General features: G+C 62.5%; 20 protein-coding genes and 1 riboswitch. Of the genes, 15 read left to right on the forward strand and 5 right to left on the reverse strand.

Going from position 1 to position 22348, the window contains the following annotated elements; genetic code table 11:
• Nucleotides 1-108: 108 nt before the first annotated feature.
• Nucleotides 109-1422, reverse strand: coding sequence for a PQQ-dependent sugar dehydrogenase (locus HU773_RS08120; RefSeq protein WP_186625263.1), 1314 nt, complete (start codon nucleotides 1420-1422; stop codon nucleotides 109-111).
• Between the two features lie 99 nt (nucleotides 1423-1521).
• Nucleotides 1522-1769, forward strand: a riboswitch (cobalamin riboswitch).
• Nucleotides 1770-1849: 80 nt separating this feature from the next.
• On the opposite strand from HU773_RS08120, the gene cobO reads away from it, so the two are divergent.
• The 13 genes from cobO (at nucleotide 1850) to HU773_RS08185 (ending at nucleotide 13099) form a co-directional block, all read left to right on the forward strand.
• Nucleotides 1850-2461 (forward strand): cob(I)yrinic acid a,c-diamide adenosyltransferase, encoded by a 612-nt coding sequence (gene cobO / locus HU773_RS08125; protein ID WP_057438761.1) that lies wholly within the window; start codon nucleotides 1850-1852, stop codon nucleotides 2459-2461.
• Nucleotides 2458-3822, forward strand: coding sequence for a cobyrinic acid a,c-diamide synthase CobB (locus HU773_RS08130; RefSeq protein WP_186625265.1), 1365 nt, complete (start codon nucleotides 2458-2460; stop codon nucleotides 3820-3822). The genes cobO and HU773_RS08130 overlap by 4 nt, the downstream gene beginning before the upstream one ends.
• Nucleotides 3819-4469, forward strand: a complete 651-nt coding sequence (gene bluB / locus HU773_RS08135) for a 5,6-dimethylbenzimidazole synthase (protein WP_186625267.1) — start codon at nucleotides 3819-3821, stop codon at nucleotides 4467-4469. The genes HU773_RS08130 and bluB overlap by 4 nt, the downstream gene beginning before the upstream one ends.
• Complete coding sequence (gene cbiB, locus HU773_RS08140; RefSeq protein WP_057438764.1) at nucleotides 4466-5374, forward strand: adenosylcobinamide-phosphate synthase CbiB; 909 nt, start codon at nucleotides 4466-4468, stop codon at nucleotides 5372-5374. Before bluB ends, cbiB begins: the two co-directional genes overlap by 4 nt.
• A complete protein-coding gene (cobD, locus tag HU773_RS08145) occupies nucleotides 5367-6356 on the forward strand; it encodes a threonine-phosphate decarboxylase CobD (RefSeq protein WP_186625269.1) in 990 nt (329 codons plus the stop codon). The genes cbiB and cobD overlap by 8 nt, the downstream gene beginning before the upstream one ends.
• Nucleotides 6353-7804: a cobyric acid synthase gene (locus HU773_RS08150; RefSeq protein WP_057958853.1), complete on the forward strand. Its 1452-nt coding sequence runs from the start codon at nucleotides 6353-6355 to the stop codon at nucleotides 7802-7804. Before cobD ends, HU773_RS08150 begins: the two co-directional genes overlap by 4 nt.
• 10 nt (nucleotides 7805-7814) lie before the next feature.
• The gene (cobU, locus tag HU773_RS08155) at nucleotides 7815-8336 is read left to right on the forward strand and encodes a bifunctional adenosylcobinamide kinase/adenosylcobinamide-phosphate guanylyltransferase (RefSeq protein ID WP_057958854.1); all 522 of its coding nucleotides are present in this window, start codon (nucleotides 7815-7817) and stop codon (nucleotides 8334-8336) included.
• Entirely contained in the window at nucleotides 8333-9388 is a 1056-nt protein-coding gene (cobT, locus tag HU773_RS08160) for a nicotinate-nucleotide--dimethylbenzimidazole phosphoribosyltransferase (protein WP_120732201.1), read from the forward strand. The genes cobU and cobT overlap by 4 nt, the downstream gene beginning before the upstream one ends.
• Nucleotides 9385-9960, forward strand: a complete 576-nt coding sequence (gene cobC, locus HU773_RS08165) for an alpha-ribazole phosphatase family protein (protein WP_057958856.1) — start codon at nucleotides 9385-9387, stop codon at nucleotides 9958-9960. The genes cobT and cobC overlap by 4 nt, the downstream gene beginning before the upstream one ends.
• Entirely contained in the window at nucleotides 9961-10689 is a 729-nt protein-coding gene (locus HU773_RS08170; protein WP_057958857.1) for an adenosylcobinamide-GDP ribazoletransferase, read from the forward strand.
• A 42-nt stretch (nucleotides 10690-10731) separates the two neighbouring features.
• Nucleotides 10732-11136 carry a MarR family winged helix-turn-helix transcriptional regulator gene (locus HU773_RS08175; RefSeq protein ID WP_057438770.1) on the forward strand — a complete coding sequence of 135 codons (405 nt, stop codon included), beginning with the start codon at nucleotides 10732-10734 and terminating at the stop codon, nucleotides 11134-11136.
• A 61-nt stretch (nucleotides 11137-11197) separates the two neighbouring features.
• Nucleotides 11198-12397, forward strand: coding sequence for an MFS transporter (locus HU773_RS08180; protein ID WP_162947787.1), 1200 nt, complete (start codon nucleotides 11198-11200; stop codon nucleotides 12395-12397).
• 150 nt (nucleotides 12398-12547) lie between these two features.
• On the forward strand, nucleotides 12548-13099 hold the full coding sequence (locus HU773_RS08185; protein WP_057958858.1) for a glutathione peroxidase: 552 nt from the start codon (nucleotides 12548-12550) through the stop codon (nucleotides 13097-13099).
• 65 nt (nucleotides 13100-13164) lie between these two features.
• Here HU773_RS08185 and HU773_RS08190 read toward each other — a convergent pair whose 3' ends face one another.
• From HU773_RS08190 to HU773_RS08200, 3 genes are all read right to left on the reverse strand, one after another.
• Nucleotides 13165-14439, reverse strand: a complete 1275-nt coding sequence (locus tag HU773_RS08190; RefSeq protein ID WP_057958859.1) for an OmpP1/FadL family transporter — start codon at nucleotides 14437-14439, stop codon at nucleotides 13165-13167.
• Between the two features lie 146 nt (nucleotides 14440-14585).
• The gene (locus HU773_RS08195; RefSeq protein WP_057958860.1) at nucleotides 14586-15068 is read right to left on the reverse strand and encodes a hypothetical protein; all 483 of its coding nucleotides are present in this window, start codon (nucleotides 15066-15068) and stop codon (nucleotides 14586-14588) included.
• 279 nt (nucleotides 15069-15347) lie between these two features.
• A complete protein-coding gene (locus HU773_RS08200) occupies nucleotides 15348-15572 on the reverse strand; it encodes a hypothetical protein (RefSeq protein WP_007898912.1) in 225 nt (74 codons plus the stop codon).
• A gap of 879 nt (nucleotides 15573-16451) precedes the next feature.
• Between HU773_RS08200 and HU773_RS08205 the strand changes: the two genes are divergently transcribed.
• Nucleotides 16452-16775 (forward strand): SEL1-like repeat protein, encoded by a 324-nt coding sequence (locus HU773_RS08205; RefSeq protein ID WP_057438775.1) that lies wholly within the window; start codon nucleotides 16452-16454, stop codon nucleotides 16773-16775.
• 175 nt (nucleotides 16776-16950) lie between these two features.
• The gene (locus HU773_RS08210) at nucleotides 16951-18315 is read left to right on the forward strand and encodes a DNA recombination protein RmuC (protein WP_162947788.1); all 1365 of its coding nucleotides are present in this window, start codon (nucleotides 16951-16953) and stop codon (nucleotides 18313-18315) included.
• Between the two features lie 463 nt (nucleotides 18316-18778).
• On the opposite strand, the gene HU773_RS08215 is transcribed toward HU773_RS08210, so the two are convergent.
• Nucleotides 18779-22249 carry a hybrid sensor histidine kinase/response regulator gene (locus HU773_RS08215; RefSeq protein ID WP_186626321.1) on the reverse strand — a complete coding sequence of 1157 codons (3471 nt, stop codon included), beginning with the start codon at nucleotides 22247-22249 and terminating at the stop codon, nucleotides 18779-18781.
• Between the last annotated feature and the right edge of the window lie 99 nt (nucleotides 22250-22348).

A 22348-nucleotide genomic window follows, 5' to 3' on the forward strand; every position in this document is an offset into this window, starting at 1 on the left:
GCGGGCTTGCCCGCGATGGCGGTGTGTCAGTGGATAGATTCCTGACTGATCCACAGCCATCGCGGGCAAGCCCGCTCCCACAGTTGTTTTGGGGTGCTCGCAAATCATTTATTTGGCTGAAGACACCCGCCACACCTTATTCCCCACATCGTCCGCCACCAGCAACCCGCCTTGCTGGTCGATCACCACGCCCACCGGCCGGCCCATAGCTTTCTCATCACTGTTGAGAAAGCCGGTCAGCACATCCACCGGCGCGCCGTTGGGCTTGCCCCCCGCAAATGGCACAAAGATCACCTTGTACCCGCTGTGCGGCTTGCGATTCCACGAACCGTGCTGGCCGATAAAAGCGCCTTGGGCAAATTGCGCCGGTAGGGTGTTGCCTTCGGCAAAGGTCAGGCCCAGCGACGCGGTGTGGGGGCCGACGGCATAGTCCGGCGCAATGGCCTTGGCCACCAGGTCCGGGTCCTGCGGCGTGACCCGTACATCCACATGCTGGCCGTAATAGCTGAACGGCCAGCCATAAAAGCCGCCATCCTTGACCGAGGTGATGTAGTCCGGCACCAGGTCGCTGCCGATTTCATCGCGCTCGTTGACTGCCGTCCACAGCTTGCCGCTTTGCGGCTCCCAGGCCATGCCATTGGGGTTGCGCAGCCCGGAGGCAAAAATCCGCTGCTTGCCGCTGGCCCGGTCGACTTCCCAGATCGCCGCACGCCCCTGTTCGGCTTCCAGGCCGTTTTCACCGACGTTGCTGTTGGAGCCTACGCTCACATACAACGTGTTGCCGTCCTTGCTGGCCACCACGTTTTTCGTCCAGTGGTGGTTGAGCGGACCGCCCGGCAGGTCGATGACCTTGGTGCCCTGGGCCTTGATCGCGGTTTCTCCCGGTTGATAGGGGAAGCGCAGCAGCTTGTCCGAGTCGGCCACATACAGGTCGTTGCCCACCAGGGTCATGCCAAACGGCGAGTTGAGGTTTTCCAGGAACACCGTGCGGGTTTCCGCCACGCCATCATGGTTGGCATCGCGTAGCAGGGTGATACGGTTCGGGCTGGGTACGCCGGCACCGGCACGGCCCATGACCTTTTCCATGACCCAGCCGCGAATGCCCTTGGAGTCATCCGGCTTGGGCGGCGCATTGGTCTCGGCCACCAGCACGTCGCCATTGGGCAATACATACAGCCAGCGCGGGTGATCCAGGCCTTCGGCGAAGGCGCCAACCTGGGTGCCGGCGGCGGCCTTGGGCTTGGCCCCGGCGGGCCAGCCAATCGCCGGGGCGATGTTGACGGTGGGGATCAGGGTTTTATTCGGTTCCGGCAGCTTGGGCGACGGCCCGGTGCCATCGGATACCTGCAAGGTTGAGCTTTCGCCACAGGCGGCGAGTGCGCCTGCGGCCATGATCAATAGGGCGAGTCGGGTCTTGTGCATGTTTTTCTCCTCAATGCCTGTAGTCATAGAGGTATGGCGCGCGGCGATGGTTCAAGTACGTGGCCGGCTTTAATTGACGCTGTACCCCCAACCCACTAACCTTCGCCGCTTGTTTCAGGTGCTCTGTGGCGTACGCGCCGACCGAGTGAAACAGGGAAGCCGGTGAGTGCGCGCACTTTTCTACAGTGTGGCCACGATCCCGGCGCTGCCCCCGCAACGGTAAATGAGTCAAGACGCTGCTTTTGCCACTGTATCGCCTGCGATATGGGAAGGCGCATCGTCGGCTTGCCCTGGTCAATCGGGCGCCACTCATGAGCCCGGAGACCGGCCTGATTCATCCAACAGCATCACGGTGGGCGATGCTTGGCTTCATTTAAGTTGTCTTTTCCTGCCCGCCGTTTTTGTCCAGCCCCAACGGAGAGCTGCCATGACTGATACCCCTGATCGTGACGAACGCCACCTGGCGCGCATGCTGCGCAAAAAAGCGGTGATTGACGAGCGCATTGCCAATTCACCGAATGAATGCGGTTTGCTGCTGGTGTTGACCGGCAACGGCAAAGGCAAGAGCAGTTCGGCGTTTGGCATGCTGGCCCGGGCCATGGGGCACGGTATGCAATGCGGTGTGGTGCAGTTCATCAAGGGCCGTAACAGCACCGGTGAAGAACTGTTCTTCCGCCGCTTCCCCGAGCAGGTGCGCTTCCATGTGATGGGCGAGGGCTTTACCTGGGAGACCCAGGACCGCCAGCGCGATATCGCCGCCGCCGAAGCGGCCTGGAAGGTCTCCCGGGAAATGTTGCAGGATCCGTCCATCGGCCTGGTGGTGCTGGATGAGCTGAACATCGCGCTCAAGCACGGCTATCTGGACCTGGACCAAGTGTTGAGCGACCTGCAAGCCCGGCCACCGATGCAGCACGTGCTGGTCACTGGCCGCGGGGCCAAACCGGAACTGATTGAAATGGCCGATACCGTCACCGAAATGGGCATGCTCAAGCACGCGTTCCAGGCCGGTATCAAGGCACAGAAAGGCATCGAACTTTGAACCAGCCGCGCCATTGCCCAGCGGTGCTGATCGCCGCGCCGGCGTCAGGCCAGGGCAAGACCACTGTTACCGCCGCGCTGGCCCGTTTGCATCGCAACCTGGGGCGCAAGGTCCGGGTGTTCAAGTGCGGCCCGGACTTTCTCGACCCGATGATCCATGAGCGCGCCAGTGGTGCGCCGGTCTATCAATTGGACATGTGGATGGTCGGCGAGCAGGAAAGCCGTCGCCTGTTGTGGGAAGCCGCGGGGGAGGCGGACCTGATCCTGATCGAGGGCGTGATGGGCCTGTTCGACGGCACACCGTCCAGCGCCGACCTGGCGCGCCACTTTGGCGTGCCGGTGCTGGCAGTGATCGACGGCACCGCCATGGCCCAAACCTTTGGCGCCCTGGCGCTGGGGTTGGCGCGTTACCAGGCGGACCTGCCGTTCGCCGGGGTCCTGGCCAACCGCGTCGGCACCGTGCGCCATGCGCAGTTGCTGGAAGGCAGCCTGACCGAAGGCCTGCGCTGGTACGGCGCGCTGTCCCGGGAAACCGGGATCGAGCTGCCCAGCCGCCACCTGGGCCTGGTGCAGGCCAGCGAGTTGAATGACCTCGATCTGCGCCTGGATGCCGCCGCCGCCGCCCTGGCCAGCAGTTGCGAGGTAGCGCTGCCACCGCCGGTGGAATTCGCTGCGCCGGAGGTGATCGAGGCCCAGCCGTTGCTGGCCGGGGTGCGGATTGCCGTGGCCCGTGACGAAGCCTTTGCCTTCACCTATGGCGCCAGCCTCGACTTACTGCGGGCGATGGGCGCGCAGTTGCACTTCTTCTCGCCGATCCATGACCGCGTGCTGCCCGACGCCGACAGCCTCTATCTGCCCGGTGGCTACCCGGAGTTGCATCATCAGGCGCTGTCGCAAAACACCGCGATGCTGCAGGCGATCCGCTCCCACCACAGCGCCGGCAAACCATTGCTGGCCGAATGCGGCGGCATGCTCTACCTGCTCGACTCCCTGACCGATGTCGAGGGCACGCGTGCCGAACTGCTGGGGCTGCTGCAAGGCGATGCGGTCATGCAGAAACGCCTGGCGGCCCTGGCCCTGCAAACGGTCGAATTGCCGGAAGGCGAATTGCGCGGCCACACCTACCATCATTCCCTGACCAGCACGCCGTGGCAGCCGATTGCTCGTGGCCTGAGCCCCAATGGCGGGCGCGGCGCCGAGGCGGTGTACCGCCAGGGGCGGATGACGGCCTCTTATGTGCACTTTTATTTCCCGTCGAACCCGGTTGCAGTGGCCGCGCTGTTTGCGCCGGATCGGGACGCCGCCATCGCAGGCGATTGCATTGCAACGGTAGGCGCGGGCTTGCCCGCGATAGGGTCATGACCGACAAGGCCTTCCCCCAGGCCGAGCGCGACGCCATCTACCGCGCCATTGCCGAACGCCGCGACATGCGCCACTTCAGTGGCGGCACCGTCGCCCCCGAGTTGTTGCACCGCCTGCTGCACGCCGCGCACCAGGCCCCCAGCGTCGGCCTGATGCAGCCCTGGCGCTTTATCCGCATCAGCGACCGCAACCTGCGCGGGCAGATCCAGCAGTTGGTGGAAGCCGAGCGTATCCGCACCGCGCAAGCCCTGGGCGAGCGCTCGGACGACTTTATGAGGCTCAAGGTCGAAGGCATCCACGACTGCGCCGAGGTGCTGGTGGCGGCATTGATGGATGGCCGTGAACGGCATATTTTCGGGCGTCGGACCTTGCCGGAAATGGACCTGGCCTCACTGTCCTGTGCGATCCAGAATCTATGGCTGGCGTCCCGCGCCGAAGGCCTGGGCATGGGCTGGGTGTCACTGTTCGAACCCCGGGACCTGGCCGATCTGCTAGGCCTGCCACCCGGTGCCAAGCCCCTGGCCGTGCTGTGCCTGGGCCCGGTGACGGAGTTCTATCCGGCACCGATGTTGCAACTCGAAGGCTGGACCGAACCGCGTCCGCTGAGTGACATGCTGTATGAGAATTATTGGGGAGTGAGTCAATGAGTGTGGCCTTGCTGAGTGTCGCTGCAGTGGCGCTGGATGCGCTGCTGGGCGAGCCCAGGCGCTGGCATCCGCTGGTGGCGTTCGGCAATTTTGCCGGGCGCATCGAGCAACGTTTCAACTCCGCGGGGCGTGGCTGGCGCAGCCATGGCGTGAGCGCGTGGTTTATCACGGTGATACCGCTGACCTTGCTGGCCACGGCCTTGTCCTGGGCGCCTTACTTCGGCTGGGTGATCGAGATCCTCGCGTTGTACCTGGCCCTGGGCATGCGCAGCCTGGGTGAGCACGTGTTGCCGGTGGCCCAGGCCCTGCGCAGCGGCGACCTGGACGAAGCACGCACGCGCGTGAGTTACCTGGTCAGCCGCCAGACCAGTGAGCTGGACAGCACCGAAGTGGCCCGCGCAGCCACCGAGTCGGTGCTGGAAAACGGTAGCGACGCGGTGTTTGCCGCGCTGTTCTGGTTTGTCGTGGCCGGCGTGCCCGGCGTGGTGCTGTACCGCCTGAGCAATACCCTGGATGCCATGTGGGGCTATCGCAATGAACGTTTTGAACGTTTTGGCTGGGCGGCGGCGAAGATTGACGACCTGCTGAATTACATCCCTGCGCGGCTGGTCGCGTTGACCTACGCCGTGCTCGGCAAGACGCGCCTGGCGCTTACATGCTGGCGCCGCCAGGGGCCGACCTGGGACAGCCCGAATGCCGGGCCGGTGATGGCTGCGGGCGCTGGCGCCCTGGGCGTCGAGTTGGGCGGGGCAGCGATTTATCACGGTGAGTTGCACCAGCGTCCGATCCTCGGCGAAGGGCCGCCGGCCGATGCCGATTCCATCGAGCGTGGCTGGCAGTTGGTGCAGCGCGGCGTGTGGCTGTGGGTGTTGATCCTGTGTGCGGGGGCGCATTTCTATGCTTGAACACGGTGGACGGCTGCGCAAGGCGGCGCTGCAGTACGGCATTGCCCAGGAAGACTGGCTGGACCTGTCCAGTGGCCTCGCGCCCTGGCCCTGGCCCATCCCGCCCATCCCGCTGCGGGCCTGGGCCCGCTTGCCAGAGACCGATGATGGCCTGGAGCAGGCAGCCTGTGATTACTACGGTGCGGCCCAGGTATTGCCGGTACCGGGCTCCCAGGCGGCTATCCAGTTGCTGCCGCGCCTGCGCCGGGCGGGCAAGGTCGGTGTGTTGTCGCCGTGCTATGCCGAGCATGCCGAAGCCTGGCGCCGCACCGGTTACATCGTGCGCGAGGTGCTGGAGCAGGAAGTCGACTTCTTCCTCGACAGCCTCGACGTGTTGGTGGTGGTCAATCCCAACAACCCCACCGGCCTGAGCCTCACGCCCCAGCGCCTGCTGGATTGGCATGCGCGCCTGGCCGAGCGCGGTGGCTGGCTGGTGGTGGATGAGGCCTTTATGGACAACACCCCGCACTTGAGCCTGGCGAGCCAGGCCAATCAAGTCGGGCTGATTGTGTTGCGCTCGTTCGGCAAGTTTTTCGGCCTGGCTGGGGTGCGTCTGGGTTTTGTGCTGGCCGAACGCAAACTGCTCAAGCTGCTGGCCGAACAGGTCGGGCCGTGGGCGGTGAGCGGGCCGGCCCGGGAGTTGGGCCAGGTCTGCCTGCGCGACAGCGCCGGCCATACCTACCAGCGCCAGCGCTGCGAAGACGCCAGCCAGCGCCTGTTCCGCCTGCTGGAGCAGTATGGCCTGCGCCCGCAAGGTGGCTGCGCGCTGTTCCAGTGGCTGATCAGCGATCACGCCGAGCAGTTGCATGAATTCATGGCCCAGCGCGGCATCCTGCTGCGCCTGTTTGTCCACGACAGCAGCCTGCGTTTTGGCCTGCCCGGGACTGATGCCGATTGGCTGCGCCTTGAACAGGCCCTGACTGCCTGGAAGCAAACCTCATGACCACCCTGATGGTGCAAGGCACCACCTCCGACGCGGGCAAAAGCACCCTGGTGACCGCACTGTGCCGTTGGGTCGTGCGCCAGGGCGTGCCGGTGGTGCCCTTCAAGCCGCAGAACATGGCGCTCAACAGCGCGGTGACAGCAGAAGGTGGCGAAATCGGCCGCGCCCAGGCTGTGCAGGCCCAGGCTGCCAACCTGGCGCCGCACACCGATATGAACCCGGTGCTGCTCAAGCCCAATAGCGACACCGGCTCCCAGGTCATCATCCATGGCCGCGCCGTGACCAGCATGAATGCCGTGGCCTATCACGACTACAAGGCCATCGCCATGCAGGCGGTGCTGGCCTCCCACGCGCGTTTGAGTGCGGCCTACCCGGTGGTGATGGTCGAAGGCGCAGGCTCGCCGGCCGAGATCAACCTGCGGGCCAATGACATTGCCAATATGGGCTTCGCCGAAGCGGTGGATTGCCCGGTGTTGCTGATTGCCGATATCAATCGCGGCGGGGTATTCGCCCATCTGGTGGGCACCCTGGAGCTGTTGTCGCCGTCGGAACAGGCGCGGGTCAAGGGCTTTATCATCAACCGCTTTCGCGGCGATATCGCCCTGCTGCAACCGGGCCTCGACTGGCTTGAGGCGCGCACCGGCAAGCCGGTGGTGGGGGTGCTGCCGTATGTGATGGACCTGCACCTGGAAGCCGAGGATGGCATCGACCAGCGCCAGATCGACAAGGCGGCGCAGGTGCTCAAGGTGGTGGTGCCTGTGCTGCCGCGCATCAGCAACCACACCGATTTTGACCCGCTGCGCCTGCATCCCCAGGTGGATTTGCAGTTTGTCGGCCCGGGCCAGGCAATCCCCGCCGCCGACCTGATCATCCTGCCCGGCTCGAAAAGCGTGCGCAGCGACCTGGCCTACCTGCGCGCCAATGGCTGGGACACCGCCATTGCCCGGCACCTGCGTTACGGCGGCAAGGTGCTGGGCATCTGCGGTGGCCTGCAGATGCTGGGCGAGCAGGTTCACGACCCACTGGGTCTGGAAGGGCCTGAGGGCTCCAGTGATGGCCTGGGCCTCCTGGCGTTCAGCACCACCCTGGAAGCCGAGAAACAATTGCGCAATGTGCACGGCCGCCTGGTGCTGGAAGAGGCGTCGGTCAGCGGGTATGAGATCCATGCGGGCGTGACCCGAGGTGCCGCCCTGGCGCAGCCAGCGGTACGCCTGGATGACGGCCGCAGCGACGGTGCCTGCAGCGATGACGGGCAAATCCTCGGCACGTATCTGCATGGCCTGTTCGAAACCCCGGCGGCCTGCAGCGCCGTGTTGCGCTGGGCCGGTTTGCAGGACGTGCAGGAAGTGGATTACCACGGCTTGCGCGAGCGCGATATCGAGCGCTTGGCGGACCTGGTGGAACAGCATCTGGATACCCGATTGCTGCGTCAGCTATGTGGGATTTGAGGGCTTGACCATGTTGCAACTGATCCTCGGCGGCGCCCGCTCTGGTAAAAGCCGCCTGGCGGAAAAACTCGCCAGCGACAGCGCCATGCCTGTCACCTATATCGCCACCAGCCAACCCCTGGACGGTGAGATGAATGCGCGCGTGGCCCTGCATCGCCAGCGCCGTCCCAGCCAGTGGGGGTTGATCGAGGAACCGCTGGAATTGGCGCGGGTTCTGCGTGAAAACGCGGCCCCTGGGCATTGCCTGCTGGTCGATTGCCTGACCCTGTGGCTCACCAACCTGTTGCTGCTGGACGACCCGCAGCGCCTGGGCGTCGAGCGTGAATCCCTGCTGGACTGCCTGGCGTCGCTGCCGGGCGAAATCATTTTTGTCAGCAACGAGACCGGTCTGGGTGTCGTGCCGCTGGGCGAATTGACTCGCCGCTATGTGGATGAAGCCGGATGGCTGCATCAAGCCTTGGCCGAGCGGTGTCAGCGTGTAGTGCTGACCGTTGCCGGCCTGCCCCTGACTTTGAAAGGTACTGCGTTATGAGCCCATCCTGGTGGCTGGACCCGTGCAAGGCGCTGGACGCTGCGGCTTATGAACAAGCCCTGGCCCGCCAGCAACAACTGACCAAGCCCGCCGGGTCCCTGGGGCAACTGGAAGCGTTGGCGGTGCAACTGGCCGGTTTGCAGGGCCGGGTCAAACCGACGGTCGAGCAGGTGTGGATCGCCATCTTTGCCGGCGATCACGGAGTGGTCGCGGAAGGGGTCTCGGCCTATCCCCAGGAAGTCACCGGGCAGATGCTGCATAACTTTGTCAGCGGTGGCGCGGCGATCAGTGTGCTGGCCCGCCAACTGGATGCACAGCTGGAAGTGGTGGATCTGGGCACCGTGAAGCCGTCGCTCGACCTGCCGGGCGTGCGCCACCTGAATATCGCCCCGGGCACGGCCAATTTTGTGCTGGGCGCGGCCATGACCGAGGCCCAGGGCCAGTTGGCCCTGGCGGCGGGGCGTGACAGCGTGCAGCGCGCGATCAACGCCGGTGCGCAGCTGTTTATTGGCGGTGAGATGGGCATCGGCAACACCACTGCCGCCAGTGCGCTGGCCTGTGCCTTGCTCGATTGCCAAGTCAGCGACCTGACCGGTCCCGGCACCGGCCTGAATGCCCAGGGCGTGAGCCATAAAGTGGCGGTGATCGAGCGGGCCCTGGCATTGCATGCCGGGCAGCGGGGCGACCCGTTGCAGACCTTGTTCAATCTCGGTGGCCTGGAGATCGCCGGGTTGGTGGGGGCCTATCTGGCCTGCGCCCAGGCGGGGGTGGTGGTGCTGGTCGACGGGTTTATCTGCAGCGTCGCGGCGCTGGTCGCCACGCGCCTCAACCCGTCGTGCCGGCCATGGCTGTTGTTCGGCCATCGGGGCGCCGAGCCGGGCCATCGCCATGTGTTGCATAGCCTTGAAGCCCAGCCACTGCTGGAACTGGGCCTGCGCCTGGGCGAGGGCAGCGGCGCGGCGCTGGCGGTGCCGCTGTTGCGTCTGGCCTGTGCGTTACACGGGCAGATGGCGACATTTGCAGAAGCGGCCGTGGCGGACCGCCCGGCATGACCTTGCACCTGGACCTGCTACGCCATGGTGAGACCGAACTGGGCGGCGGTTTGCGCGGCAGCCTGGATGATGCCCTGACCGCCAAGGGCTGGGCACAGATGCGCGAGGCGGTGCTGGCGCGCGGGCCGTGGGATCGTCTGGTCAGCTCGCCGCTGCAGCGCTGCGCGCGTTTTGCTGAGGAGTTGGGCGCACGCCTGAACCTGCCGGTGAGCCTGGAACAGGATCTGCAGGAACTGCACTTCGGCGCCTGGGAAGGGCAGAGCGCGGTGCAATTGATGGAAACCGATGCCGAGGCATTGGGGCTTTTCTGGGCTGATCCGTATAGCTTTACGCCGCCGGATGGCGAGCCTGTCGAGGCCTTTTCCCAGCGTGTACGGGACGCTGTCCTACGTCTGCATCAGCTGTATGCCGGCCAACGGGTGCTGCTGATCAGCCATGGTGGCGTCATGCGTTTACTGCTGGCCCAGGCCCGCGGCTTGCCCCGTGAGCAGTTGCTGAATGTCGAGGTGGGCCACGGCGGCCTGTTCAGCCTGCGGGTCGAGGCCGACGGTGTGTTGAGCGAGGGCGCCTGAATGTTGCCATTCTGGATTGCCTTGCAGTTTCTCAGCAGCCTGCCGATTCGCCTGCCGGGCATGCCGCAACCCCAGGAGCTGGGGCGCTCGCTGCTGTTTTATCCGCTGGTGGGGCTGTTGTTCGGGTTGCTGCTGTGGGGCTTGAACATGCTGTTAATGGGCGCGCCCTTGCTGTTGCACGGGGCCTTGCTGCTGACGGCGTGGGTGTTGCTCAGTGGCGGCCTGCACCTGGATGGCCTGGCGGACAGCGCCGACGCCTGGCTGGGTGGCTTTGGCGACCGAGAACGCACCCTGAGCATCATGAAGGACCCGCGCAGCGGCCCGATTGCTGTCGTGACCCTGGGCTTGGTGCTGCTGCTTAAATTCACCGCGCTGGTGGCGCTGATCGAGCAACACAATGGCGCCGCCTTGATCCTCGCCCCATTGATCGGTCGCAGCTCGTTGCTGGCACTGTTTCTCACCACCCGCTATGTGCGTGCCGGGGGCCTGGGCCAGGCGCTGGCTGACCATTTGCCACGGATTGTCGGGCAGCAGGTGCTGATCCTCAGTGGCCTGGCGTGTGTGTTGATCGGCGGTTTCAGCGGCGGGATTGCGGTGTTGCTGGCGGCCATCTGCTTTGTGGGCTTGCGGCAGGTGATGATCAATCGACTGGGCGGCACCACCGGTGACACGGCCGGCGCCTTGCTGGAACTGCTCGAAGTGGCGGTGTTGATCGGCCTGGCTCTGTAACACTTTCTTGCATTTCCTTAATCGCGGGTATATACACGTTCCATGCTTGCCTCCCAATGTTTATGCACCAACCTGCGTCGTGCCGCCCGTGGCGTCAGCAGGCACTACGACGGCGCCCTCGATGGCTTCGGAATCAACGTCGCCCAGTATTCTTTGCTGTGTAACCTGCAGCGTCTGAATCAACCGAGTATTTCCAGTCTGGCCGATGCCATGGGCCTGGACCGCAGCACCCTGGGGCGTAACCTGCGGGTGCTGGAGGGCGAAGGCCTGGTACGGTTGGTCGAAGGCGATGACCTGCGCAACCGTCTGGTGGTGCTCACGGAGCAAGGCAAACAGCGCCTGGCGGCCGCATTGCCGGCCTGGGAAGCGGCGCAGCAGAAACTGATCGATAAATTGGGCGTGCAAAAACGCGAAACCCTGTTGGCCTTGCTGGATGAACTCGCTTAAACGCGGGCTTGTTCGAATACAAGCGGGTATATACCCGTAGCGGAGAATAATAATGACCTCGATGTGGCGTACCAGTGGCTGGATTCTTGTCGGGAGTGCGCTGATCCTGGCCCTTTCCCTGGGCGTGCGGCATGGCTTTGGTTTGTTTCTGGCGCCCATGAGCGCCGAGTTCGGCTGGGGTCGTGAAACCTTTGCCTTTGCTATCGCCTTGCAAAACCTGATCTGGGGCCTGGCGCAGCCGTTTACCGGAGCCCTGGCCGACCGCTTTGGCGCGGCCAAAGTGGTGATGATCGGTGGCGTGCTGTATGCCCTGGGCCTGGTGTTCATGGGCTTGTCCGATTCGGCGTGGTCGCTGTCCTTGAGTGCCGGCTTGTTGATCGGTATCGGCCTGTCCGGCACCTCATTCTCGGTGATCCTCGGCGTGGTCGGACGTGCCGTGGCCCCGGAAAAACGCAGCATGGCCATGGGCATTGCCAGCGCCGCCGGTTCCTTTGGCCAGTTCGCCATGTTGCCGGGCACCCTCGGCCTGATCGGTTGGCTGGGCTGGTCCGCCGCCTTGTTGGTGCTGGGTCTGCTGGTGGCGCTGATCGTGCCGTTGGTGACGATGATCAAGGACCGCCCGCTGCCGGTCATGGCTGGCCAGCAAACCCTGCGCGAGGCTTTGCATGAAGCCTGTTCCCATTCCGGTTTCTGGTTGTTGGCCTTTGGTTTTTTTGTCTGCGGATTCCAAGTGGTGTTTATCGGCGTGCACTTGCCGGCCTACCTGGTGGATCAGCACCTGCCGGCGACCGTCGGCACCACGGTGTTGGCGCTGATCGGCCTGTTCAATATCTTCGGCACCTACACGGCGGGCTGGCTCGGCGGGCGGATGTCCAAACCGCGTTTGCTCACCGCGCTGTACCTGCTGCGGGCGGTGGTGATCGTGTTGTTCCTGTGGGCGCCGGTGACGCAAATGAGTGCCTACCTGTTCGGCATGGCCATGGGCTTTTTATGGCTGTCGACCGTGCCGCTGACCAACGGTACGGTGGCGACCTTATTTGGTGTGAGAAACCTGTCGATGCTGGGTGGGATCGTGTTCCTGTTCCATCAGTTGGGCTCGTTCCTCGGCGGCTGGCTGGGGGGCGTGGTCTATGATCGAACCGGTAACTACGATTTGATCTGGCAGGTGGCGATCGTCTTGAGCCTGGTCGCGGCCGCCCTTAATTGGCCCGTGCGTGAGCGGCCTGTGGCCAGGTTGCAAGCGCAGATGGGGGTAGCATGAACTCGATCGGGTACTGGGTTGGCGCAGCCGGCCTGCTGACGCTGTTGCTGCTGGCCTGGTGGGGCTGGCAGCGCAGCGGGCTGGCGTTGATGCAACTGGGTATGTCGATCTGTTAAGTTGTTTGCCTGACTTTGTCCAAGGACACCCGACATGTTAATGCGTTGGCTTGCAGTACCCGCCCTGATGATGGGCCTTGGTGGTGTCGCCATGGCCGCCGATTGCCCAACGTTGCTTGAGGGCCAGTTGCCCAAATTGCGCGCCAAGGAGTCCATCGACCTGTGCCAGCGCTTTGCCGGCAAGCCCCTGGTGATCGTCAATACCGCCAGTTTTTGTGGGTTCGCCCCGCAGTTCAAGGGACTGGAGGCGTTGTATCAGCGCTACAAAGGTGACGGCCTGGAAGTGATTGGTGTGCCCTCCGATGACTTCAAGCAAGAAGCCAAGACAGGCGAGGAAACGGCCAAGGTCTGCTATGTGAACTACGGCGTGACGTTCACCATGACCGAGCCACAGAAGGTCAGGGGCCCCGATGCGGCGCATCTGTTCAAGGTCCTGGCCGAGCAGAGCAACGCGCCGAAATGGAATTTCTACAAGTACGTGGTGGATCGCCAGGGCAAGGTGATCGCCAGCTTCTCCAGCCTGACCAAACCGGATAGCCCGGATCTGATCAAGGCCGTGGAGCAGGCACTGGCTTCCAAACCCTGATTATCAGCCACTAAAAAGCCCCGCCTCCTTTGCAGGAGAGCGGGGCTTTTTTATGCAGCGTTGGATCAGAACTTGTATGTCATGCCCAGGCCGAAACCGTTGGCGCTGTTTTTGTACTTGGCGTTGTAGCTGGCCAACTGGTTGGAGCGGTTGACGCTGACTTCTTCTTCCTTGAGGTAGGAGTAGGCCAGGTCGATGGTCATGTTATCCATGACGGCGTAGCCCAGGCCAACGCTGAAGATGGTCCGGTCGCCGGTAGGGATACGTGGCGAACGATCAGTGCTGTTGGTTGGCGACTGGTCGAAGGTCAAGCCGGTACGCAGCACAACCTGCTTGGTCAACTGGTAAGAGGTACCCACGGCATAAGCCCAGGTGTCGTGCCAGTTCTGTTCTTCCTTGATGGTACCTACCAGCGTTGGGGCGAAGCCGCCGCCGGCGGTGGTCACGCCTTTGTTGTTGACGGTGATGTCCTTCAGACGGCTCCAGCGCGTCCAGGTGGCACCGGCATACAGCTTCCAGGCGTCGTTCATGTCCTGGGTAACCGATAGATCCCAGGATTCAGGGGTGTCGATTTTCAGCGAGGCGTCATAACGACCGGTCGCCAGGGCGCCGGAGGTGATGGCCGGGGCGTTCACTTCGGTGTGGCCTTCAAGTTTGTACTTGACCTTCGAGTGGTAGGTCAGGCCAACGCGGGTGCTATCGGTTGCCTGGACCAGCACGCCGGCGTTGAAGCCAATGGCAGTATCGTCGCCCTTGATCTTGATCCGGGTGTCAGGCGCAGCAGGGTTCAGTGTCAGTTCTGATTCCAGGGTGCCGGCAATGCGGTTGAAGGTTGGACCAAAACCGACGGAAACCCTGTCGTTGAAGGCATAGCTGACGGTTGGCTGGAAAGTGATGACTTGAACTTCACTTTTGCTGCCAAAGCCACGGCCCTGATATTTGCTCTCGTAGTCGGTAATCAGGCCGAACGGTGCATACACACCGAAGCCGACTGCCCACTGGTCATTGAGTTTGTTGGTGTAGAAGCCGAACGGTACCGCCGTGAAGGGGACCATGTCGCCTTTGTTGGTGCCGCTGGAGCGACCGCTGACATCTTTGATATCAGTGGAAGCATCAATTGCCGCAACACCGCCCGTGACTTGCTGGCCTTCAAGGCGAGCCATACCGGCAGGGTTGCCAAAAACAGTGCTTGCATCATCGGCAGAAGAAGAACGGCCCGCGAACCCGGTACCCATCCCGCTGACGCTTTGTTCGTTGAGGGCAAAGCCGCTTGCGAACAGTTGGGAGGAGGCCATGGCAACGGCGAGGCTAAGTGTGGTCTTGAGCATTACTTTTTTCATTATTAGAACTCCGGGGTGATCACCGCTGCGGAAAGTATCAATAAAATTAACTTAGCGCTATAGGCTGTAATGCCGGAGATAGAGCGGTTTTGTAGGACAATCCGACCAAAATTGCCGCTTTTTGCCGAATCTTGCAAAGCGCCCGATCAGCACGCGACCTGATTCATTGGGTTTACACAGGTTTGCCAGGCCTGGGTGTAATCCCGCAGCCGACCCTGAGGGTGAAATATTTCTTTCCAGATACGCGCCATTGCCAGCAGATCGTCGGGTTGGGGCAGTTCGGGGCGATGTTGTTCCACCAGCAACCAGGCGATGGCGGTGGCGTAGCGCAGGTTGACCGTCAGTTCCAGCTGCGGCCCGCTGAGGAAGGCATGCTGGCTGGCGAGGCCGCGCACCAGGCTGGCACGTTCCGGGTCGAGGGCCAGGTAGCTGTCCCATAAGGCCCTGTGGCGCGATTCGGTAATGCGGTACAGGCCGTGGCCGCGCCGGTCATGCAGGGCCGAGCCCAGTTCCGATTGGCTGGCGGCAACCCCCAGCAGCAGGGATTCTGCGGTTTGGCTGTGGCGACCCAGGTAAATCAGCGTGGGTCGGATCACATAACGACACAATTCGCTGGCGGCAATGCCCATAGAACCCTCGGAACCCTTGAAAATGGTCGGCGATGCCTGAGAAGAGGGGGCTTGGCAGCGGTGGATCGGATCTCAGGCTCGCCGGAGGCGGATCATGCCGCCTGAGTTGAAGTGTAGTGTCAGATTCACGACGTAAAGGTCTGTTTTTAAAATATTTCCGGTGGGTGGTTATAAGCGTTATATCTGTTTGACCTAAAGCCAACCGACAAAAAACCGAATTCCAGGCAATAAAAAACCCTGCTTTGCGGGCAGGGTTTTCGATGTTCAGCGTCGGGTCAATCAGGCAACCAGGGCCTGACGGGTACGCTCGATCACGGCCTGCAGCGGCTCTGCGCTGGAGTATTGATCGGGGTACAGGCGTTCGCTGTGACGAGCGATGCCGTGTTCGTTGACCAGGGTGAAGCTGAAGCAGCCTTTGCGAGCGGCCATGATCAGGCAGTTCATTGGAGCAAAAGCATTGGTGAGGGTGCGAATGGCATCCTGAGTATGGATTTGAGTGGACATATTATTGGTGTTCCTACAAATGACACGGATAAGAACCGTGCAACGTTAAAACGTTCCAGTGACGCTGATCACCATTGATCATGCGAAGAACCCGACTGGAACAAAGCAGCCAGTTTGAAGCGCTGAATAATTTGGCGCGCTTGGGCTGGCAGGTAGGTACTTAGGAGGGCAGGCAACACAACAGGGGCAAAGGTTCTGGGCCCAGGGTGAAGATCCTGATCAATTTGCAGGTTGGTTCGGTCAGAGTATGGAAACTTCGCGACACCCTTTGCATTGTTCAAAGGCAGTGTCGTCGCAAGTGATACCTGGAAACCATCGAGGTGGTCGATCCCATCAAGATTGACAAAACTTCTCTTTAGGGAAGCTACGTCGCGGGGATTTATTCGACCAGAATTGACTTTCAGCTTGGTACTAACGCTGCGGATAGTAATGGCTTGAAACCGGTAAAGCAAGTGTGTTAGCAAAAATACCTTACTTGGGCCCCTGGTACAGCCCACGCTTGTGTGTCACCCCTGTAACGTTTTGGGCCACAAAGCGGCGGCGATATAACCACCAGGCAGGTAGTTGTGCACATTGGTTGCGCAGTGTGTCACCAGGAAGGCGTGTGGTCGGATTAGCCCACGAATGCCTGCATCGAAAATTTAAGTCAATGAAAAATCTGGCTTTTTTTTATTGGTGAAAAAATCGTCAGTTTAAGCGCGGCCCCCGTTCCATGGGCCTTTGCGCGAGTTAAAGCACGGTTGTCCACTGAGTTATCCACAGCTTCTGTGGATTGTCCCAAGCGCTTGCTCTAGAACGGGCGTGCCGGGTTTTTTCAGCTTTACCCGTACGAAAAAAGGAGTAGAGTGGCGCGCCTTCCGTTCTGCCCTACAGTGCTTTATGAAGTTTCGCTCAGTATCACCCGCTGTTACCGACAACCCTCCGAGTGTTACCCCGCCCAAGCGTTTTTCTTTGAAAGTCGCGCTGTGGCTGCTGGATAACCCGCGCATTGGCGATAACCCCAATATCAAGCACTTCGCCGGGCGTTTGCTCAAGCAGCCCGCCCGTGAAGGGGTGGTCGTGGCGCAGAGTCGCCTGGGCCTGTTGATGTGCCGTGAGTGCGGCAATGCCCGGGACCGCCGCATCGGCCACGACCTGCTGCGCCAGGCCGCCCGTGCCGGCGACCCTGGCGCCCAGCGTGAACTGGGTCAGATCAAAGACTGAGCTGTCCACGAAGCGCCTGCTTGGTTAACCTTCCTCTTTTACCGTAATGGCAGGAATGGCTATGGCTTTTGACTGGACCAGTGTGGCACTGGGCCTCGCCGCTGCGGCGTTGCCTCTGATGGTCCTGTGCTGGCAGATCCAGCGTCGCCTGAACGCTCGCAGCGCCGGTTGGGAGCTGTTGGAGGAGCGCCTGGCTACCGCGCAGATGGCCCAGGAAGGGCTGGCCGCACAACTGGACGCCAGCCGTGACGAGATCAGCGACCTGAGCCAGGCCAATGCGGCCAAACAGGCCGACCTGGCGGCGGTACGCCGGGAAGTCGAGCTGCTGCAGATCGATCGCGACAACGCCCGCGATGCGGCCCACGCCTGGAACCTCGAGCGCTCCGCCAAGGAAGGCGAGCTGCGCCGCCTGGACGCCTTGTCGGCCTCCCTGCGTGCCGAACTGCGCGAGCAGCAGGACAGCCATCAACAACGCCTTAACGACCTGCAAGGCTCGCGGGATGAGCTGCGCGCGCAGTTCGCCGAGTTGGCCGGGAAGATCTTCGACGAGCGCGAGCAGCGATTTGCCGAAACCAGCCAGCAACGCCTCGGGCAATTGCTTGACCCGCTGAAGGAGCGCATCCAGTCGTTCGAAAAGCGCGTGGAAGAAAGCTATCAGAACGAGGCGCGGGAGCGATTTTCCCTGGGCAAGGAGCTGGAGCGCCTACAGCAATTGAACCTGCGCCTGTCGGACGAAGCCACCAACCTCACCCGCGCCCTCAAGGGGCAGAAGACCCAAGGCAACTGGGGTGAGTTGATTCTGGAGCGGGTGCTGGAACATGCCGGCCTGGAGAAGGGCCGCGAGTACCAGACCCAGGTCAGCCTCAAGGGCCCCGATGGCGAGCGTTTCCAGCCGGACGTGCTGATCATGTTGCCGGGCGACAGGCAGGTAGTGGTGGACTCCAAGGTCAGCCTCACTGCGTATCAGCAGTACGTGGCGGCCGATGACGAGGTGATCGGCCAAGCCGCCCTCAAGCAGCACGTGCTGTCACTGCGCAATCATGTCAAAGGCTTGGCCGGCAAGGACTACAAGCGTCTTGAAGGCTTGCACAGCCTGGATTTCGTGTTGTTGTTCGTGCCCATCGAGGCCGCGTTTTCGGCTGCGTTGCAGGCCGAGCCGAACCTGTTCCAGGAAGCCTTCGACCGCCATATCGTAATCGTCAGCCCTACCACCTTGCTGGCGACCCTGCGGGTGATCGACAGCCTGTGGAAGCAGGAGCGGCAAAGCCAGAACGCCCGGGAAATTGCCGAACGCGCCGGCTGGCTGTACGACAAGTTCGTATTGTTTATCCAGGACCTGGATGAAGTGGGTAATCGCCTACAACAGCTGGATAAGGCTTACAGTGCAGCGCGCAACAAGCTCACAGATGGTCGCGGCAATCTGGTCAGCCGGGTGGAACAATTGAAGCTGCTCGGCGCGCGCGCCAGTAAAGGTCTGCCTGCGGATCTGTTGGAAAAAGCGATGACCGACGAAGATGGCGTCGCCCAGCTACCTGACTAGACGCAGAACCGAAATGCGGGAGTGGGCTTTTGTGGGAGCCGGAGGACGCGCACGCTTCAATGATCAGGTCGGCTCTAAGGCCGCCTCGCTTTGCTTGTGATTTTGATCTCAGGCGCCCCGTTAAACCACGCTGGCCGTCATCCGATATTGATTTGGGGGGTAACCCGGCAGGACGCCGGGTTAGCCGCGATGGGCCATGGATGGCCCATCGCGGCGGCCCCCCAAATCAATGTCGGATGACGGGCACACTGAGCCCAGGCGAGGTGCCGAGTGGTGGGGCAGGAGCCCTTTTGGTTACTTTTGGCTGGGCCGGCACTCCGGGCTCTTTTCCAAAAGTGACCCGCCGTAAGGGCGGAACCAATAGCCGCCGTGACCGTAGCAATGGATCTGTACACAACCCCAAGAACCACGAAAGAGTCGTGTAGATACCGTTGACCATCGCAGGCAAACCAACTCCCACACGTTACAACGGCAAATGCCGATTCAGCAGCGCCCGCAACGCCGCCGGTTTCACCGGTTTGGCCAGGTAATCCAAGCCCGCCGCATGCACCTCGGCCACCATTTCCGGCCGGCCATCGGCGCTGATCACCACCCCCGGAATCGGTTCCGCCAGTTGTGCGCGCAGCCAACCCATCAATTCGGTACCTGTCTCGCCGTGGTCCAGGTGGTAATCCACCAGGGCCAATTGCGGGCGCATGCCTTCTGCCAGCAACACGGCGCATTGCGCCTGATCGCGTGCGGTCCAGACCTGGCAGCCCCAGCGGCTCAACAGGCTGCGCATGCCAATCAGGATGCTGTCTTCGTTGTCCACGCACAGCACCTGGGCGCCGCTCAACGGCAGGCCCTTTTCCGGTGTGGCTTGTACCTGCACGCTGGTCTGCGCCTTGGCCAGCGGCACGCTGACGCTGAACACGCTGCCTTTGCCTGGCCATGAGCGCACGCGCAAGCGGTGGCCGAGCACTCGGCACAGGCCGTCAGCAATGGCCAGGCCAAGGCCCAGGCCTTTCTCGGCACGGGTCTGGTGGCTGTCCAGGCGCTTGAACTCTTCGAAGATGACTTTCTGTTTGTCCAGCGGAATGCCCGGGCCACGGTCCCACACTTCCAGGCGCAGTTCGCCACGCCGCCGTCGTACACCCAGCAGCACCGGGCCGTGGGCATAGCGGAAGGCGTTGGTCAGGAAATTCTGCAGGATCCGCCGCAGCAGTTTGATATCACTGTCGACGCGCAAGTGACTGCCGCGCAGGCGGAAACGCAAGCCTTGCTCCTGGGCCAGCACCTTGAACTCCGCGCCCAGGGCGTCGAACAGTTCACTCAAGGCAAATGGCTGACGCTGAGGGTTGATCTTGCCGTTTTCCAGGCGGGAGATATCCAGCAAGTCGCTGATCAGGTCTTCGGCCGAGCGCAACGAACTGTCCAGGTGTTGCACCAGTTGCCGGGCTTCTCCGGACAAACCTTCGCTCTGGTGGGAGAGGGCGGCCGAGAACAGTCGCGCAGCGTTCAACGGTTGCATCAGGTCATGACTGACCGCGGCGAGGAAGCGGGTTTTCGACTGGTTGGCCGACTCGGCCACACCTTTGGCATCGGTCAGGGCCACGTTCAGTTGCGACAGTTCATGGGTACGCTCGGTGACCCGCTGCTCCAGGCCCTCGTTGGCCTCGGTCAGGGCCTGCTCGGCCTCGCGGAAGGCAGTAATGTCAGTAAAACTCATGACGAACCCGCCACCCGGCATCGGGTTGCCGATCAGCTCGATCACCCGGCCATTGGGAAACAGCCGTTCCGAAGTATGGGCCCGGCCCTGGCGCATCCAGTGCAGGCGCCGTGCCACGTGGACTTCGGCCTCGCCCGGGCCGCACAGTCCGCGCTCGGCGTTGTAGCGAATAATGTCGGCAATCGGCCGGCCGACGCTGATCAGGCCCTCGGGGTAGTTGAACAGCTCCAGGTAACGACGGTTCCAGGCCACCAGCTTGAGGGACTGATCCACCACGCTGATGCCCTGGGTGATGTTCTCGATCGCGCCCTGCAACAGCGCCCGGTTGAACTGCAGCACTTCGGAGGCTTCGTCAGCGATACGGACTACGTCCTCCAGCTGCATTTCGCGGCCTTCAATCGCTGCTTTCACCACCGCCCGCGTCGACGATGCACCCAGTACGCCAGCCAGCAGCCGTTCAGTGTGGGCGATCCAGTCGTTGTCGGCATTCTGGTTGGGATTAAAGCCCTTGCCTTGGCGGTAGGCGAAGCGGATGAAGCTCTGTTGCGCTCGTTCTTCGCCGACAAAACGCGCGGCCAGGCTCAACAGGTCATTGATCTGCACCGAGAGCATGGAGCGGGCGCTGGCGCGCTGGCTGGTTTCCTGGCCGATGAACCGCCCGGCCTGCCAATGCTCCGATACCCGTGTGCGCGACAGCACCGAGACCCAGGCGAACAGGGTGAAGTTACCCGCCAAAGACAGCACCACGCCCTGGGTCAGTGGGGTGATCGGCAGCCCCAGTGGGTTGCCATGCAGCCAGGCCAGGCCCGGGAAGATATTCAGCGACCAGCCCAGGCTATGGGCGGCAATTGGCAGCACCAGGGTGTAGAACCACAGGAAAGTGCCCGCCGCCAGGCCGGCAAACACGCCGCGCCGGTTGGCTTGCTTCCAGTACAGCGCGCCGAGCATCGCCGGTGCCAGCTGGGTCACGGCGGCAAACGCAATCTGGCCGATGGTCGCCAGACTGGCGGTGGAGCCGAGCAAGCGGTAGCTGACATAGGCCAGCAGCAGAATGATCACGATACTGACCCGGCGTACCGAGAGCATCCAGTGACGGAAGACTTCGAACGGGCGCTCGGCGTTGGTTCGGCGCAGCAGCCACGGCAGCAACATATCGTTGGAGACCATGGTCGACAGCGCCACACTGGCCACGATGACCATGCCGGTCGCCGCCGACGCACCGCCGATAAACGCCAGCAGCGCCAGGGCCGGATGGGCTTCGGCCAGAGGCAGGCTGATCACGTAGGAGTCCGGCAGTACCGAGCTGGGCAGCAGCATCTTGCCGCCCAGGGCAATCGGCACTACAAACAGTGCGGCCAGCACCAGATACGCCGGGAACACCCACTTGGCCAGGCGCAGGTCCTGGGGCTCGATGTTCTCCACGACAGTGACGTGGAACTGGCGGGGTAGACAGATGATCGCCATCATCGCCACGCCGGTCTGCACCACCATCGAGGGCCAGTTGACGGTCTCTTTCCAGTATTCCTCCAGCCTCGGCGCAAGCATTGCCTGGCTGAACAGATCGTTGAAACCGTCGTACAGGCCGTAGGTCACAAACGCACCCACCGCGAGAAACGCGAACAGCTTGACCAGAGACTCGAAGGCAATCGCCAGCACCATGCCACGGTGGTGCTCCGTGGCGTCGAGGTTGCGCGTGCCGAACACGATGGTGAACAGCGCCAGCACCAGGGACACGATCAGGGCGGTGTCTTGGGCCCGCGTGCCGGTGGCATCGGCGCCGGCGCCAATCAGCAGGTTGACCCCCAGCACGATGCCTTTGAGTTGCAGGGCAATATAAGGCAGCACGCCCACCAGGCAGATCAGCGCCACGACCACGGCCAGGGACTGGGATTTGCCATAGCGCGCGGCGATAAAGTCGGCGATGGAGGTGATGTTTTCCTGCTTGCTGATCAGAATCATCTTTTGCAGGACCCAGGGCGCCAGCACCAGCAGCAGGACGGGGCCCAGGTAGATCGGTAAAAATGCCCACAACTGTTCGGCGGCCTGACCTACAGCGCCGAAGAAGGTCCAACTGGTGCAGTACACCGCCAGCGACAGGCTATACACCCACGCACGCACCCGTGGCGGCAGGGGCGCACGGCGGCGGTCACCGTAGAAGGCGATGGCAAACATAATGGCCATATAGGCCAGGGCAACGGCGGCGATCAGCCCGCTGGACAGCGTCATGAATACTCCGGACATAAGAACGCCCAGGCATTCCAGGCCCGGGACGACAGTCTCGCATGATGGCCGGGGTTAGTCAGTGCCGACGAAGGTCGGGTAGGG

Origin of the sequence: Pseudomonas shahriarae (assembly GCF_014268455.2) — a bacterium.
In the GTDB taxonomy this organism is placed as follows: Bacteria; Pseudomonadota; Gammaproteobacteria; order Pseudomonadales; family Pseudomonadaceae; genus Aquipseudomonas; species Aquipseudomonas shahriarae.

What these genes read in the sequence shown, in the direction of transcription:
- HU773_RS08120 (WP_186625263.1), bottom strand. Translation starts at nt 1,422, where the DNA reads ATGCACAAGACCCGACTCGCCCTATTGATCATGGCCGCAGGCGCACTC.
- cobO (WP_057438761.1), top strand. Translation starts at nt 1,850, where the DNA reads ATGACTGATACCCCTGATCGTGACGAACGCCACCTGGCGCGCATGCTG.
- bluB (WP_186625267.1), top strand. Translation starts at nt 3,819, where the DNA reads ATGACCGACAAGGCCTTCCCCCAGGCCGAGCGCGACGCCATCTACCGC.
- cbiB (WP_057438764.1), top strand. Translation starts at nt 4,466, where the DNA reads ATGAGTGTGGCCTTGCTGAGTGTCGCTGCAGTGGCGCTGGATGCGCTG.
- cobD (WP_186625269.1), top strand. Translation starts at nt 5,367, where the DNA reads ATGCTTGAACACGGTGGACGGCTGCGCAAGGCGGCGCTGCAGTACGGC.
- HU773_RS08150 (WP_057958853.1), top strand. Translation starts at nt 6,353, where the DNA reads ATGACCACCCTGATGGTGCAAGGCACCACCTCCGACGCGGGCAAAAGC.
- cobU (WP_057958854.1), top strand. Translation starts at nt 7,815, where the DNA reads ATGTTGCAACTGATCCTCGGCGGCGCCCGCTCTGGTAAAAGCCGCCTG.
- cobT (WP_120732201.1), top strand. Translation starts at nt 8,333, where the DNA reads ATGAGCCCATCCTGGTGGCTGGACCCGTGCAAGGCGCTGGACGCTGCG.
- cobC (WP_057958856.1), top strand. Translation starts at nt 9,385, where the DNA reads ATGACCTTGCACCTGGACCTGCTACGCCATGGTGAGACCGAACTGGGC.
- HU773_RS08170 (WP_057958857.1), top strand. Translation starts at nt 9,961, where the DNA reads ATGTTGCCATTCTGGATTGCCTTGCAGTTTCTCAGCAGCCTGCCGATT.
- HU773_RS08175 (WP_057438770.1), top strand. Translation starts at nt 10,732, where the DNA reads ATGCTTGCCTCCCAATGTTTATGCACCAACCTGCGTCGTGCCGCCCGT.
- HU773_RS08180 (WP_162947787.1), top strand. Translation starts at nt 11,198, where the DNA reads ATGTGGCGTACCAGTGGCTGGATTCTTGTCGGGAGTGCGCTGATCCTG.
- HU773_RS08185 (WP_057958858.1), top strand. Translation starts at nt 12,548, where the DNA reads ATGTTAATGCGTTGGCTTGCAGTACCCGCCCTGATGATGGGCCTTGGT.
- HU773_RS08190 (WP_057958859.1), bottom strand. Translation starts at nt 14,439, where the DNA reads ATGAAAAAAGTAATGCTCAAGACCACACTTAGCCTCGCCGTTGCCATG.
- HU773_RS08195 (WP_057958860.1), bottom strand. Translation starts at nt 15,068, where the DNA reads ATGGGCATTGCCGCCAGCGAATTGTGTCGTTATGTGATCCGACCCACG.
- HU773_RS08200 (WP_007898912.1), bottom strand. Translation starts at nt 15,572, where the DNA reads ATGTCCACTCAAATCCATACTCAGGATGCCATTCGCACCCTCACCAAT.
- HU773_RS08205 (WP_057438775.1), top strand. Translation starts at nt 16,452, where the DNA reads ATGAAGTTTCGCTCAGTATCACCCGCTGTTACCGACAACCCTCCGAGT.
- HU773_RS08215 (WP_186626321.1), bottom strand. Translation starts at nt 22,249, where the DNA reads ATGACGCTGTCCAGCGGGCTGATCGCCGCCGTTGCCCTGGCCTATATG.